This window comes from Algoriphagus sp., from assembly GCF_013373065.1.
Classification (GTDB): Bacteria; Bacteroidota; Bacteroidia; order Cytophagales; family Cyclobacteriaceae; genus Algoriphagus.
Genome location: NZ_JABXIN010000011.1, coordinates 229289 through 243697 on the forward strand (window position 1 = coordinate 229289; position 14409 = coordinate 243697).

Annotated in this window: 13 protein-coding genes; 6 read left to right on the forward strand and 7 right to left on the reverse strand. The window is 39.7% G+C overall.

All coding sequences use genetic code 11. The features are described from left to right. Positions 1 to 20: 20 nt before the first annotated feature. Together HWE15_RS07895 and HWE15_RS07900 are read left to right on the forward strand one after the other, a co-directional pair. The gene (locus HWE15_RS07895) at positions 21 to 326 is read left to right on the forward strand and encodes a DUF2752 domain-containing protein (RefSeq protein WP_290506976.1); all 306 of its coding nucleotides are present in this window, start codon (positions 21 to 23) and stop codon (positions 324 to 326) included. Continuing rightward, a complete protein-coding gene (locus tag HWE15_RS07900) occupies positions 319 to 708 on the forward strand; it encodes a TM2 domain-containing protein (RefSeq protein ID WP_290506977.1) in 390 nt (129 codons plus the stop codon). Before HWE15_RS07895 ends, HWE15_RS07900 begins: the two co-directional genes overlap by 8 nt. A gap of 50 nt (positions 709 to 758) precedes the next feature. Here the strand turns inward: HWE15_RS07900 and HWE15_RS07905 are convergent, their stop codons facing one another. Then, positions 759 to 1463, reverse strand: a complete 705-nt coding sequence (locus tag HWE15_RS07905; RefSeq protein WP_290506978.1) for a hypothetical protein — start codon at positions 1461 to 1463, stop codon at positions 759 to 761. A 44-nt stretch (positions 1464 to 1507) separates the two neighbouring features. On the opposite strand from HWE15_RS07905, the gene HWE15_RS07910 reads away from it, so the two are divergent. Together HWE15_RS07910 and HWE15_RS07915 are read left to right on the forward strand one after the other, a co-directional pair. After that, positions 1508 to 2029, forward strand: a complete 522-nt coding sequence (locus HWE15_RS07910) for a HEAT repeat domain-containing protein (RefSeq protein ID WP_290506979.1) — start codon at positions 1508 to 1510, stop codon at positions 2027 to 2029. A gap of 41 nt (positions 2030 to 2070) precedes the next feature. Then, a complete protein-coding gene (locus HWE15_RS07915; RefSeq protein WP_290506980.1) occupies positions 2071 to 2694 on the forward strand; it encodes a hypothetical protein in 624 nt (207 codons plus the stop codon). Here the strand turns inward: HWE15_RS07915 and hrpB are convergent. The 4 genes from hrpB to HWE15_RS07935 form a co-directional block, all read right to left on the reverse strand. Continuing rightward, positions 2691 to 5204, reverse strand: a complete 2514-nt coding sequence (hrpB, locus tag HWE15_RS07920) for an ATP-dependent helicase HrpB (protein WP_290506981.1) — start codon at positions 5202 to 5204, stop codon at positions 2691 to 2693. The two genes, HWE15_RS07915 and hrpB, sit on opposite strands and share 4 nt — an antisense overlap. A 40-nt stretch (positions 5205 to 5244) precedes the next feature. Then, positions 5245 to 5760 carry a DUF2911 domain-containing protein gene (locus HWE15_RS07925; RefSeq protein ID WP_290506982.1) on the reverse strand — a complete coding sequence of 172 codons (516 nt, stop codon included), beginning with the start codon at positions 5758 to 5760 and terminating at the stop codon, positions 5245 to 5247. Positions 5761 to 5875: 115 nt separating this feature from the next. After that, on the reverse strand, positions 5876 to 7024 hold the full coding sequence (locus HWE15_RS07930; protein WP_290506983.1) for a Gfo/Idh/MocA family oxidoreductase: 1149 nt from the start codon (positions 7022 to 7024) through the stop codon (positions 5876 to 5878). Positions 7025 to 7183: 159 nt separating this feature from the next. Further along, complete coding sequence (locus HWE15_RS07935; RefSeq protein ID WP_290506984.1) at positions 7184 to 8305, reverse strand: MBL fold metallo-hydrolase; 1122 nt, start codon at positions 8303 to 8305, stop codon at positions 7184 to 7186. Between the two features lie 197 nt (positions 8306 to 8502). On the opposite strand from HWE15_RS07935, the gene HWE15_RS07940 reads away from it, so the two are divergent. Further along, positions 8503 to 8961, forward strand: a complete 459-nt coding sequence (locus HWE15_RS07940) for a (2Fe-2S)-binding protein (RefSeq protein ID WP_290506985.1) — start codon at positions 8503 to 8505, stop codon at positions 8959 to 8961. 2 nt (positions 8962 to 8963) lie between these two features. Beyond that, positions 8964 to 11126 carry a molybdopterin cofactor-binding domain-containing protein gene (locus HWE15_RS07945; protein ID WP_290506986.1) on the forward strand — a complete coding sequence of 721 codons (2163 nt, stop codon included), beginning with the start codon at positions 8964 to 8966 and terminating at the stop codon, positions 11124 to 11126. A 104-nt stretch (positions 11127 to 11230) separates the two neighbouring features. Here HWE15_RS07945 and HWE15_RS07950 read toward each other — a convergent pair whose 3' ends face one another. Both HWE15_RS07950 and HWE15_RS07955 read right to left on the reverse strand, forming a co-directional pair. Then, positions 11231 to 13264, reverse strand: a complete 2034-nt coding sequence (locus HWE15_RS07950; protein ID WP_290506987.1) for a glutamine--tRNA ligase/YqeY domain fusion protein — start codon at positions 13262 to 13264, stop codon at positions 11231 to 11233. A 473-nt stretch (positions 13265 to 13737) separates the two neighbouring features. Continuing rightward, entirely contained in the window at positions 13738 to 14265 is a 528-nt protein-coding gene (locus HWE15_RS07955) for a Crp/Fnr family transcriptional regulator (RefSeq protein WP_290506988.1), read from the reverse strand. Positions 14266 to 14409: the final 144 nt, after the last annotated feature.

The following is a 14409-nucleotide window of genomic DNA, read 5'->3' on the forward strand; positions in this document are numbered from 1 at the left end:
TTTTCGTATCACTCATTCACATGAAAGCATTCATCCATAGACTTCAAAAGTTTCCATTGGAACTTGTCTTTTGGATTGGGAGCATTCTGGCGATTCTTACGATTGACCCTTGGGCTACGCAACATCTGACACTATGCCCTTTGGAAAATTTAGGATTCGACTGGTGCCCCGGATGTGGATTGGGAAGGTCCATGAACCTACTCGCAAGAGGTGAGTTTCAAGCTTCCTGGGACATGCATCCATTAGCAGCTTTAGCCTATGTGGTGATTCTTTCACGAATTTGGAATTTAATAAACAACCTTAAAGCAACACACAATTATGGCTAATGTATTAAGACACTTGCCCGAACTGGAAGGAATGGAATTAGGCTACATCCAGGGCTTACTTAAAAACATGGACGATGAACAAGCGTCTTTATTTGCTCAAGTTTATCGAGCAAGACGAAAGGATGCTCAAATGATTCTAATCCTAACGCTCTTGGGCTTCTTTGGATTTGCAGGGCTTCATCGCTTTATTCTAGGCCAAATTGGCTTAGGGATCTTATATATCTTGACAGTAGGACTTTGTTTCATTGGTACGATTGTCGATTTGGTCAACTATAAGAGTTTGGCTTATGAGTACAACATTAAAATGGCGCACGAAACACTTGCGATGCTATCCACTCAGTTTCCTACAAATTTCGAAGGCTCTGAAGAATCAAATAGCTAAGCGAAAAAACCACTAACCGAAAAACTCCAGAAATCTGGAGTTTTTTTTATTTACCAATTTTCATCATCCTCGGGCTCGGAATTAGTCGTCGATATTTCTTGAAAAAAATCTTTCCCCTCAGCTGATAGAAATAAATGGAAATTTAACAGTGCCGAATAACTGCTTTGAAGTTCCTCAAATGAAGCTTGATGATAATGAAAAGGAAGTGAAAGTACATTTTCCTGCTTTGGAGAAAATGGGGGAGAAACTTCAGCATTGAAAAAATAGGGCCAAAGGGTTTTGCTACAAGAAATTCCCCACCTGCTAATTGGAAACTTTTCAGAATAATCTTGAAGCCTTTCATTTATTTCATTAAAAAATCTAGCGGTCTCTGCTAGTCGAATACGCGATCCGGCGCGGGATTTACCCTTAGTCTTCAGATGCTTAATTTGAGATTTTCCCTGTTTTTGCCGTACCATGTAAGCCCGAAAGACTTTGTGGTCTTCTAATTGGTCTTGGTGAAAATACCCAGCAAAAGCTTGACCGGCACGAATAGCCAACAAGGCTAAATGAAAATCTTCAATTTTTTGGAGTTCATTTTTTATCCAATCATGGTCCCAAGGAAGATAAAGTTTTGCCAGCAGTTGGTGATTTTTAGAAATTTCCAATTGGTGTTTTTCGGGGACATATTCGATACCCAATCCTTCTTTTTGTATTCTTTGGTCGATTATTACCCACTGTTCAAAATGAATGGGCTGGTAATTGGGTATTTTCATGAGAGGACTCAAGGGTATAGGCTATATTTGCAAAAAAAGAAAAAATGAACGAGGAACTTGAAAAGCTTTTTCAAAAAATGCTGGACCCCGAAGAGTCGGAGGCCTATTTTTTTGCTGATAAATTGGGAAAAAAGGCAGATGAACAAGCCAAAGACCGATTGATCCAATTGGTGGCAGATGACGATTGGGAAAAGGCCTATTTAGCTTGTCGGGCACTTTCCAAAACACCTTGGAATGAAGAGGCTTTGGACGCCATTTTCAAAGCCATTCAGGACCGGAAGAACAAACTACATCAAGGGGCATTTGTCCAAATCTTAGAAGAGTTTGATTTGAGTCAGCGTTTTGTTGACATTTTCCGTATTTATCTTTTCGGAAATTTTAAAGCATCAAACCTCGCAAAGGATTATTTGGATCAGATTGAATTCGAAATTTCACCTCGGACTATTCGAAAAGCTGAAAAACACTGGAACCATTATTTGCATAATCCGGAGGATGAGGGAAGTCTGGAAATAAAAAAATCTGAAGTTGAACCTATGTTGCTGGAAATGAAAGAATTATTTTCTTGACAGGATACAACAATTAGATTCGGATGGAGTTTAATAAAAGTATGAGGGAATTAGATGTACTTGAGCTTCATAGTCAGTTTTTGGGGGAATTCGGATTTGATTTTCACCCTAGTCACTTGATGTTTTTCAAGGATTTCCCTCATGGCAAACAAGTTATTTTTATTCATTATAGTGAGTATCCAGAAGTAAGCTATTTAGAGTATAATTTGGGAGTACGGATTGACCGAGTCGAAGAGATAATTCATCGTTTTTTGCCCACACTCAGTGATTATGCCGAACGATCAATTACATTGATTCAGAAAGCCAATAAAATCGGAAATCAAATCCCTTCAAGGTTTGAGTTGCATACAAACTCGGAATTGGGGGATGCACTAATGGCTTCGGAGAGTTTCTTTGTAACTCATGGATTTCATTGGTTAGATGAAATGATAAATCCCAAAAAGTTAGAGCAGGCTTTTGCAGCAAGAAAAGATCGGGTTTTCCAAACTCAAAACTTTGTATACTTTGCCTTTCGGGGAGTAACATTGGCAAAATTGTATAAACCTGAAGATTATCCTGAATTAAGGAAGATATACCTCAAAGAAATCAAGGAGCAGGGAATGACTCCATTTACAATTGCTTCGTTCCTTCAGCTTTTGAATTACCTTGACCATTTATCTGTTTAAGGATTTCGCTTTTTTACTCCACGGGTCGCTTCAGCTTCCAAAGGATTTTCTGGCCAATAATGTTTAGGATAACGCCTTTTCAATTCTTTTTTGACTTCGAAATAGCCATTCGACCAGAAGCTTGCCAAGTCTTGAGTAACCTGAACCGGCTTAAATCCTGGAGATAGCATTTCAATAAGTAAAGGGATTTTCCCCTGATTAATTTTGGGAGTATCTAATAATCCAAACAATTCCTGCAATCGAACTGATAGGATAGGGGCTTCTCCTTCCGGCCGGTACTTAATTTTAACCGTTCCTCCCGATGGAACAGAAATCCGTTCTGGTGCCAATTGAGCGAGCAATTGTTGTTGCTCAAAGTCCAGGTGATGAGTTAAAATTTGAACCAGGTCCAACTTCTTCAAATCTTCATTTTTAGACACATTAATGACATAAGGAGCTAACCAAGTCTTGGCATTTTGATACAAAGAATTAATTGACCAATCGGGCCAATTTTGTGAAGGATTCCATTTTCTCAAGGATTGAATCCGGAAAATCAATTGCTGAACATCTTCATTCCAATCCAATAAAATTTCTCCCTCGTTTTGAATGGCTTCCAAAATCACATCCGCTGCTTTTTCCTTTGGAATAGAGGAAAGCGGGCGAGAACCCAATAAAATTGCTCCTATTCTTATTTCTGAATGAGCAAGTAGTCCGCCTTTCTTTCGATCCCATGTCAACACTTCTTTAGTTTGAAGTAATGGCATTAAATCTTTGGGGTTAAGAGGTGCCGCCAACCAAATTTTACCCATTCCCTCACGAGCATCCACATGAGCAACTGCTAGCCACGATTCATGCGCCAACTCATCTCTATGACTGATTTGAGCTATTTTCCCATTAGACAACTGAAATTGAGCATTATTTCCAGGTCTTGCAGCAGCTATTCGTTCTGGATATGCAAAAGCTAATAAAAGGCCTGTAATCCAAGGATCTACAGCTTGATTTTCAGCCTTAATTCCAAAAAGTTTTCGGTATTGATTGGCCACTTTTTCTATTTTCTTGATTCGGGGAATACCGACTCCACGATCTCGAAATTTCCGAAGTGCTTCAATGCGTAAATTTAAATCAACACCTGCATCTGAGCCTAAGGGATCCCGTTCTTCTAAAATTGCAGCAATATCTGTTGCCAATGCCAGTTGATCTTCTTTTTTGGCATACAGAAGCATATGGGCGATACGAGGATGCACAGGAAGTTGATGCATTTCTTTTCCATGCGAGGTAAGTATTCCTTCCTCTAATGCGCCCAATTCTTCCAGAGACTTTTCGGATAGTTTTAAAGTCCCCACAGGAGGAGGAGTAAACCACAGCATGCTCCGAATATCATCCTTACCCCAAACCTTCATATCCAATACCATTGAAGTTAAGTCTGCCTCTAGAATTTCAGGATTTCGGAAGGGGGATAGCTTTGCTTGGGTAGCTTTGGTCCATAAACGGTAGGAATTTCCTGCCGTCAACCGCCCTGCTCGTCCACTACGCTGATCTGCCGAATCTTGACTGATTCGATGTAAAACTAAGCGTGAAAGCCCTGTTCTTGGATCAAATCGATTTGATTTTGCAAATCCCGAATCAACTACCACACGTACCCCTTCAATGGTGAGGGACGTTTCTGCAATGTCTGTGGCTAGGACGATTTTTCGTTTTCCTGATGGATGAGGAAAAATCGCTCGTTGCTGTTCTGAGGGGGAAAGCTGTCCGTAAAGCGGAAGTACCACATCTTCTGGAAGAGTCCTTCGCAAGATTTCTAGTGCCTTTTTTATTTCATTTTGCCCCGGTAAAAAAACCAAAAAATCACCTTCATGCTTTTTGGTGAGTGGAATTACCTGTCTTGCTGTATCCTCTCCAATGGAAAATTCATCAGCTTCTTGCAAATAGTGAACTTCGACTGGATATTGCTTCCCCTGACTTTGAATAATCGGTGCATTCATCAATTCTCCCAATTGCTCGGTATCCAAGGTAGCGGACATGATCAGGATCCGTAGATCAAATCTTAAGATATCTTGAACTTCTCTAGAAAGGGCTAATGCAACCTCGGAAAATAGGTTTCGCTCGTGGAATTCATCAAAGATTACCAAACCAATATCCTCTAATGCATTGTCCTGGTGAAGCATTCGTGTTAGAATGCCTTCCGTAAGAACTTCCAATCGAGTTTTTTCAGAAATGGCAGATTCGAAACGAATTCGATAGCCAACAGTTTGCCCCAATTCTTCCCCAAGCATGCTGGCCATTCGCTGTGCAATACTTTTGGTAGCGAGGCGTCTCGGCTCCAATAAAATGATTTTCTTACTGGCGAGCCAAGGTTCAGAAAGTAATGCGAGCGGCAAAAGCGTACTTTTCCCTGCACCAGGAGGTGCCTGAATAATCAAGGAGTTTGTTCGGGATAGTGTTTCTCTTACTTCGGGAATTATTTCAGAAACTGGAAGGTCAAAAGCCTGGAAATCGAAAGCAGTCATGTGGGTACAAAAATAAAAAGCCATCAGGATTTTCCCGATGGCTCTCAAGTCATTTAATAACTATTTATTGGGCTGGTCCTAATTTAGCTTCTGCTTTTCCATATTCCCAGCGAATCTCAAATCGATCCTGTTTCACTTCATAAACCAAGCGTTCCTCCAATGAGGATGTTTGTTGAGAAGGAACATTGACGCGCAAAACGTCTTCAGCAGAATCATAATTGAAAGCTCCCCACTGTTTGGCTACTTTATTGAATATAAAGGTAGACTCATATTCTCCTGGGATAATAAAAAAGCTGTAAGTACCTGCAGGAAGTTTTTGACCTTCAACCAAAATATCCTTGTCCGTAGTAAAGGTGGTTGCTTCATTGGCACCAGCTCTCCAAACCTGTCCTAGCGGAACCAAATCTCCCCAAATCATTCTGCCTTTTACAGCAGGTGAGGAATAACTGATCGTAATAGTTGCATCGCCAATAGAACCTTCAGCGGTTCGGGCTGGGCTTGCTTTTTCCTGAGCTAAAGCAGAGAAACCAAAGACACCAAGGGTGAATGCAAGAAAAAAGAGTGTTTTTAATTTTTTCATGATGTTTAAGTTGGGGAATGAAAAGGGTTAATAATTAGAATATTTATTCAAACTGAAAAATAATAGAAAAGGTTAGCGGGAAGCAATCTCCATTTACTTCCCGCTCACCTAGAACTTAGACTTTAACCCAAGCTTGTTTCTTATTGCTTTCAATGATCCGCTCACCGATAATCAACTCACGAAGGCCATCTGCAAAGGTTGGGAAAGTAGGTTTTTCAGGTTGTTTACCTTCTCTGACAGCTGCATATACTTCTTTAAACATTTGTTTAGAAGTATCCGGAAATCCTTCATTGTGGCCACCTGGGAAACTAATCAGTGCAGAAGCCTCCGCATGAAACAAAGATGGGTCTTTCATCAATTGACCGTTTGCAGTTTCACGCTTTCCAATCCAAAGTTCATTAGGCTTTTCTGAATTGAATTCAAAATTTGATTTGGATCCGGCAATCTCAATATTCAAGCGATTTTTTCGGCCTGCATTTACCTGAGAAACTGTTATTGATCCTTTGGAGCCATTATCAAATCGAAGCATTACAGTAGCATGGTCTTCTGTATTAATCGGAACCTCTTCGTAATCATCCATGGTCAACATTTTTCCAGAATAGGTTTCTATGGCTTTCAAAGGCTTCAATCGCGTCTTGTGCACTGTTGAAAAATCTGCCATCACCTCAGTAATCTTAAGGCCTGTGACATATTCTGTAATATCTAATAAGTGAGAACCAATATCGGCAATGGCTCTTGAGTCACCTGATTTATCCGGTTCCAATCTCCAATTGTAATCAGTCTTCAAAAACAACCAATCTTGCAAATAAGACCCCATCACATTGTAAACTTCTCCTAATTCTCCTTTTTCACGCATGGTCTTCATTTGGCGAATCATGGGATAATAGCGCAAGTTGAAATGAACAGCGTTAACCAGTCCTTTTTCTTTTGCAATAGCAACCAATTCTTCTGCCTCTTCGATTTTTACAGCCAGCGGTTTTTCGCAAATCACATGTTTTCCGGCTTCCAAAGCTGCTTTTGTCTGTGGATAATGCAAAAAGTTAGGGGTACAAATATGGACCACATCAATATCTGAGTCCTTCAACATCTCATCGAAAGTATAAGCTTTGGGAATTCCTAATAAAGCCGCTTTTTCATCAGCAAGTTCTTGGGTGACTTCTACCAGTCCGACCACTTCGATATTTGGTATTCTTCGGAGTGCTTCTAAGTGTGCAGGACCAATAAATCCAGTTCCGACAATAGCCGCATTGATTTTCTTTGACATAGGTTATTAGGTTTTAATGACAATGATTAAAGTTTCAAATTAGAAAAAATGCTTAAAACTCTCGCAAGGATAATGGGTGATTTTGTCTGATTGCTAGCTAGTTTGAATTTATGATCACTGACTATCAAATAATTATATTTTAATTGTTTCAGTTAATTTTCAATGATGCGGATTTATCCACCACTTGAAATTTTCTACTTGGTCAGACTCCAATGGAATAAATGATCCGATAAGAGGAGTCCGAACAAGCACATCCAATTCCTCCGCTTTTGGTAAGAGACGATCTACAGGATCAGTCCAAGAATGCATCGCTAATCGAAAAGCCCCCCAATGAATGGGCATGACTTGTTTTGCACGGAGATCAAGACCTGCTTGCGCAGTCTCTTCGGGCATCATATGTATTTCTTTCCAGTTTTCATTGTATTGTCCGCATTCTAAAAGCGCTAAATCAAAAGGACCGTACTTGGCACCGATTTCTTGAAAATGAGGTCCATAGCCGCTGTCCCCACTAAAATAAATCCGTTCAGAATCGCTTCGAATCACCCATGATCCCCAGAGGGTACTAAAGCGATTCGTTAATCCTCTACCTGAAAAATGTCGGCTAGGGGTAAAAGCATACGAAATCCCATCGAATGTTCTTTCTTCCCACCAATCCAATTCCTCAATATTCTCAAATGGAACATCCCAATTTTCCAAATGGGATCCTACGCCTAGAGGAACCAAGAATTTCCTTGTCTTGGATTTCAATCGCTGTACAGATTCATAATCCAAGTGGTCATAATGATCATGTGAAAATAAAACCAAGTCAATTTCGGGTAGCTGTTCAATCTCTATGGGGAGTTCGTCAAAAAAGCGTTTGTTACCTAACCAAGGATGGGGTGCAGGGACATCTCCAAACATGGGATCCAGCAAAATATTTTTACCATCCATCTGAATCAAAAAAGCAGAGTGTCCAAACCAAATCAACCTTGTTTTTTCTGATTTAATTAAATCAATTGAATCTATCTTTTCGACAGGAATTTCAAAATCAGGGCGTCGGGAGGGATCATTTTTGAAAAACTCTGGCATCAGCTTCATTGCTTTTGCAAAACCCATCGTCATCTCAGTGGGAGTAAGATTTTGGAATTTACCATCTCTGAAGTGATCAAGCTTTTCAAATTCAGCTACTTGCTCTGAGCTAGGGTTTCCACCAAATTGTGGGTTGAGATTTACAAAAAGTACAATTGCTAGGATCAATACACCGATCAGCCCCACAGGAAGTGCAATAATTTTTCGAATCACTTTAAAATTGGTCAGTCTTTTCTGTCAATAATCATCCAAACGTATTTCAATAAAAATAAATCCCTTATTGTTCTTCTAAACCTGATTTTTTTAAAATTCCCTATGAAAAATCCTTTTAGGATGGAATTCTTTGTACAATTCCATCAATGGCATGTTCATAGTTTTGATTTTTTGTAACTTACCTAAAAAAAAGAACCATGGCTAGTTTCAATCTTAAAGTAAACGGAAAGAGTCACCAGGTCGAAGTAGAGGACGATACGCCATTGCTATGGGTTCTTCGCGATCATTTGGGACTCGTTGGCACCAAGTTTTCATGTGGAATTGCCCAATGTGGGGCCTGCACAGTTCATTTAAATGGTAACCCAACCTTCTCCTGCGTCACCCCGATTTCCAGTGTTGGAAATGCAGAAGTGACCACTATAGAAGGACTTTCAGAAAATGGGGATCATCCTGTTCAAAAGGCTTGGGAAGAAGTGGACGTAGCCCAGTGCGGTTACTGTCAAGGAGGTCAAATTATGCAGGCAGCTGCATTTTTGAAGCAAAACCCAAATCCAAGTATGGAGGAAATTGACAATGCGATGAATCGAAATATTTGTCGCTGCGGTACCTATCACAAGATTCGAGAAGCAGTAGCACAAGCAGCCAAAAACATGTAATCATGAAAACTGTCACTAGAGAAAGTAGAAGAGATTTTCTAAAAATAGCCGGAACCACTGCCGGCAGTTTGTTTATTGGTTTCAATTGGTTCAGTTGTGATTCACCTAAAGTTGAGGTACTAAGTACTGAAGAGGTTTTGGCACAGGCTAAATCCTTCAACGCATATTTATCTATTTCCCCGTCTGGTGATGTAGTTATTTACTCTCCAAATCCAGAATTAGGACAAAATATCAAAACATCCTTCCCAATGGTAGTTGCCGAGGAATTGGATGCTGATTGGGGAAAAGTTCGAGTCCTCCAAGCCAATTTGGATACAGAAAAATATGATCGGCAATTGACAGGAGGTTCCGGAGCTATGCCACATAGCTGGGAAAGACTTCGCAAAGCCGGTGCAACTGCTCGCTATGTGTTAGTAGCGGCGGCTGCTAAAATGTGGAATGTCCCTGCTGAAGAAATTACTGTGGAAAATGGAATCATTTCACATTCCGGAAGTAAGAAATCTGGACATTTTGGGGAATTTGTTGCCGAGGCTGCACAAATGAAAGCTCCAGAAGAGGTAAAATTGAAAGACAAGAAGGATTTCAAAATCATTGGCACCCCAGTAAAGAATGTGGATTCCCGTGAAATTTACACTGGTAAGCCTCTTTTTGGATTAGATTTTTATCGCGAAGGCATGATGCATGCCATGGTACAGCGAGCTCCTTTTGGGATGAAAATCAAATCCCTGGATGATGCTGCTGCTAAAGCAGTGTCAGGAGTTACAGATGTGGTAACCTTCGGAACATCTGTTGCGGTAGTTGGAAATTCTACCTGGCCCTTGATGAAGGCCAAAAAGCTATTAAAAATCGAATATGAGGCTGATGGATCCGTTGAGAGTTCTGCTGACCATGATCGGATTTTCAAGGAACTAATGGCTAATGGAAAAGCTGATGTAAGAAGGCAGGATGGAAATGTTAATTCTGCTTTTCAAAATGCTGCCAAAGTTGTTTCGGCTGAATATCAATGTCCTTTCTTGGCACATTCACCAATGGAGCCTGAAAACTTCTTTGCTCATGTCAAAGGAGATCGATGTGAACTGATAGGACCAACGCAAACACCTGACCGAGCGAGACAAACAGCAGCAGCAATTCTTGGAATTCCTGCTGATAACGTAACTGTAGAAATTACCCGATTAGGTGGGGGATTTGGTAGACGACTTCGAGCTGATTACGTGGAAGAAGCCGTTCATATCTCCAAAGCAATAAATGCTCCTGTAAAAGTTACTTGGAGTAGGGAAGATGAACTTACTGGAGGAGCCTACAGACCAGCAGTACGCTATCGATTTGAAGCTGCCTTGGATGCCAATGGAACTATGATAGGCTACAAACTTCGAGGAGTGGGAATGAATGCAGGGAATACTACCCGTGAAAATAATTTCCCATCAGGAGCTGTAGATAACCTATTGATCGAATCAGTCAATTATGAATCAAGCATCACCACAAATGCATGGAGAGCTCCAATTACGAACTTCCTGGCCTATGCTGAGCAAAGCTTCTTGGATGAAGTAGCTCTAGAAGCTGGGAAAGATCCTGTTGCGTTCCGCTTGGAATTACTGGATCGAGCTAAAAATAATCCTGTAGGTCAACTCGGATACGATGTGGATCGAATGATTGGAGTTGTAAAAACAGCTGCAGAAAAAGGTAATTGGGGCAAAAACCCAAATATCAAACAAGGCTTCAGCGTTTATTTCTCTCATCGATCCTACGTAGCTCAAGTTGCAGACATCGAAATGCAGGGAGGAACTCCAGTATTGAAGAAAATTACTGCTGCCACTGATTGTGGAATGGTGGTAAATCCAACCGGAGCTAATCACCAAGTCCGAGGTGGAATTGTGGATGGAATGGGACATGCTATGTATACCAACCTCACCTTCGAAAATGGAGTACCAAAACAACGGAATTACGATACTTATCGATTAATTCGTTTGAAGGAAGTTCCGGAAATTGAGCCACACTTCATTGACTCTGGCTATGATCCTACAGGATTGGGAGAACCAGCACTACCACCAACAGGAGGCGCTATTGCCAATGCCATTTTTGCCGCAACAGGAAGGAGATTACGAAGTCAGCCTTTCATTGAGCAAAAGGAATTTTCGGATATCAAACTAGAGATCCGAAGGTCATAAGGTGAATGATTCGAAAGTGTTATTCAGCCTAATGAATTCATAAAAACAAAAATCCTCTGAGAATTGCTCAGAGGATTTTTTTATGGTTATTCTTCAACGATTTTTCATTTCAACTTTTCAGCTTCAGTTCTTAATAGCTCATTTTCATCGCTCAACCCAGATTGGATATAGTCCAAAATAGCTTGATTCTTTTCTTGTCCACTATTCAATAAAACACCCAGCGTAATCATCACACCGATGCGCGTTCCTACTTTTTTTGCTGCTGTATTAAACAATGGTTCTAGCTCTTCATAAGAAACTTCACCAGCTAATTCTTTAATAGAAGAAATAGCATTTTCCAGTTTTTCCCCTGAGAAATTGGTTAGCTTTTTACTGATTTGTTGAATTTCATTCAAGGCTTTTCTTTTCCCTTGAGGAGAAGGATTTGGTGTAGATGCTTTTTGCGATTGTACAGGTTTTTCAACCTGCTTTGCCCAAGTATCCTTTAAACCAACGGTCTTGTTGAATATTAAATTTCCTTCAGAGGAATCTGTATCTAGGGTAAAATATCCCAGGCGCTGGAATTGAAATTTATCTTCAAGAGTTGCCTTGGCTAAATATGGTTCTAGATAAGCCTCTTTGATAACCCGAAGAGATTCTGGATTTATAAAGTCCATGAAATTTTTATCCTCATGGGCATCTGGCGCCTCATCCAAAAACAAGCGATCGTATTCGCGAACTTCGGCTTTAATCGCATGAGCGATGGAAACCCAGTGAAGTGTTCCTTTCACCTTTCGCATACTAGCTTCCGTACCACTTCCAGATTTCGATTCCGGATCATAGGAACAGTGAATTTCTACGATATTTCCAGCCTCATCTTTTACAACGGACTCCGCTTTGATGATATAAGCACTTTTTAGACGAACTTCATTTCCGAGCGAAAGCCTGAAAAACTTCTTTCCACCATCTTCTTTAAAATCCTCTCGTTCGATATATAATTCTCGGGAAAAAGGCACCTCATGGGTTCCTGAATTAGGATCCTCAGGATTATTTTCCATAGATAAAATCTCCGTTTTATCGACAGGATAATTGGTAATTACCAATTTGATTGGGTTTAAAACAGCCATTACCCGGGTAGCTGTTTTGTTCAAATCCTCCCGTATACAATATTCCAAAAGGGAAACATCGGTCACGTTATCCCGCTTTGAAATTCCAGCCAAATCACTGAATTTCCGAATGGAATCTGGCGTGTAACCTCTTCGTCTTAAACCGGAAATAGTTGGCATTCGTGGATCATCCCATCCTGCTACTACTTTCTTCTGTACCAATTCAAGAAGCTTTCGCTTACTCATCACTGTATAACTCAAATTACGACGCGCAAACTCCCGCTGCTTGGGTCTTAAACGACTCGAATCGTAAATCTGATCCAAATACCAATCATACAACTCCCGGTGAGATTTGAATTCCAAGGTACAAAGGGAATGAGATACCTGCTCGATGTAATCTGATTGACCATGCGCCCAATCATACATTGGATAAATACACCATTTGGTTCCAGTACGATGGTGTGCTGCGTTGACGATCCGATATAAAATGGGATCCCGCATGTGCATATTTGGAGAAGCCATATCAATTTTGGCCCGCAAAAGATAAGAGCCTGCAGGAAATTCTCCATTTTTCATTTTTTCAAAAAGCTCCAAATTCTCAGCAACGGGTCGATCCCTGAAGGGGCTTGGAGTTCCAGCTGTAGTAGGAGATCCTTTTTGAGCTGCGATTTCTTCAGACGATTGCTGATCGACATAAGCTTTCCCTTCTTTGATCAACAGAACAGCCCAGTCATACAATTGCTGAAAGTAATCAGAAGAGTAACACTCGTTTGCCCACTGAAAACCTAACCAAGCAATATCACGCTTGATAGCGTCTACATATTCCTGCTCTTCTTTTGCGGGATTAGTATCATCAAATCGAAGATTTACCGGAGCATTGTATTTTTCCCCTAACCCAAAGTTCAAGCAGATTGAAGCTGCATGTCCAATATGCAGGTATCCATTAGGTTCAGGGGGGAATCGGAATCGAAGTAGATCTTTTGGAAAACCATTTGCCAAATCTTCCTCGACGATATGTTCTATAAAATTGAGTGCGTTTACTGGTTCTTTCATTTTTGAAAAATTGAAAAGCAAAATTACTTCAAATGATAGGATTTACAACTTCAACCCAGAATTGCTTTTGGAAACAACAGGTTAGAAAAATAATCAGTTCAACAAATGATTTTTGTAAAATTATCCTAGACAAAAACAGGTTAGTAGGGAGTACTCAAAGGCAAAAAAATCCTTGAACGGCCAAAAATTTGAACCGTTAAGAATAAGGTGAAAAAAAGCTCTTCAAAATTTAGTGATTCGAAGAGCTTATATTGAACGTGTCAAATAAATAGTTTCCCTATAAAATAAATAGCTGGGAAAAAAGCCATGTAAGCAATGCATTTACATGGAAATAAAACCTTCATAAACCATGTCGGATGTTCTCCATTAGCCAGTTTTGAGATTAGTTTCATAGTGCTTAAAATATTGGGTAAAACAAAAATTACCTTATAAAAATCTATTATTTTAAAAATAAACGAAATAACATTTGTTAATTAATTATTGAGCTTTGCTTTTCTACTCCTAATTCGAGAAAGAGAAACAGTAGTAATACCGATGTAAGAGGCTAAATATTTTTGAGGTACTCTTAAAATAATTTCAGGGTTTTGATCTAGCAAAGCCTGATAACGTTCCTCAGGAGTCATTACAACAAAAAAGAGTATCCTATTTGTGCTCTCTTTTAAAACATGGCTAATATTATCACTCCAAAATCTTAATAGACGAATATTATTTTTTGTAAGCTCTTTAAATTTTTTCGTATTGATTTGAATTACTAAACAATCTTCGATTGCTTCTAAATATTCATTGGATTTCCCATCATTCAAAAAGCAATTTGAACAAGCTGTAAAGTCCTTTTCCAAGGCAATCCTCACTGTTCTCTCTTCACCGTTGGTTTTTGTGACATAGGTTCTAATTACCCCTTTTAGAATGCCCAAAGCAAAATCAAATTGATCACCTTCCTTCGCTATTTTTTCACCTGCTTTGTAGGATTTGAAACTAGAAATTTTGTAAATCTCAACCATATCACTCAGATTGAGTTGGTTGAATTTTTTAAAAAATTCGATGAAGGATGTTTCCAACGTTAAGCTCTAATTTGGTGGCTGAATCTTCTTGTATATTAATAAATTATGAAGTCAATAAAAAGAAGTTACGTTGCTATCTTTCCC

Coding starts and splice junctions, on each gene's coding strand:
- HWE15_RS07910 (WP_290506979.1), top strand. CDS start 1,508: ATGAACGAGGAACTTGAAAAGCTTTTTCAAAAAATGCTGGACCCCGAA.
- HWE15_RS07895 (WP_290506976.1), top strand. CDS start 21: ATGAAAGCATTCATCCATAGACTTCAAAAGTTTCCATTGGAACTTGTC.
- HWE15_RS07950 (WP_290506987.1), bottom strand. CDS start 13,264: ATGAAAGAACCAGTAAACGCACTCAATTTTATAGAACATATCGTCGAG.
- HWE15_RS07900 (WP_290506977.1), top strand. CDS start 319: ATGGCTAATGTATTAAGACACTTGCCCGAACTGGAAGGAATGGAATTA.
- HWE15_RS07930 (WP_290506983.1), bottom strand. CDS start 7,024: ATGTCAAAGAAAATCAATGCGGCTATTGTCGGAACTGGATTTATTGGT.
- HWE15_RS07955 (WP_290506988.1), bottom strand. CDS start 14,265: ATGGTTGAGATTTACAAAATTTCTAGTTTCAAATCCTACAAAGCAGGT.
- HWE15_RS07915 (WP_290506980.1), top strand. CDS start 2,071: ATGAGGGAATTAGATGTACTTGAGCTTCATAGTCAGTTTTTGGGGGAA.
- HWE15_RS07925 (WP_290506982.1), bottom strand. CDS start 5,760: ATGAAAAAATTAAAAACACTCTTTTTTCTTGCATTCACCCTTGGTGTC.
- HWE15_RS07940 (WP_290506985.1), top strand. CDS start 8,503: ATGGCTAGTTTCAATCTTAAAGTAAACGGAAAGAGTCACCAGGTCGAA.
- HWE15_RS07905 (WP_290506978.1), bottom strand. CDS start 1,463: ATGAAAATACCCAATTACCAGCCCATTCATTTTGAACAGTGGGTAATA.
- HWE15_RS07945 (WP_290506986.1), top strand. CDS start 8,964: ATGAAAACTGTCACTAGAGAAAGTAGAAGAGATTTTCTAAAAATAGCC.
- hrpB (WP_290506981.1), bottom strand. CDS start 5,204: ATGGCTTTTTATTTTTGTACCCACATGACTGCTTTCGATTTCCAGGCT.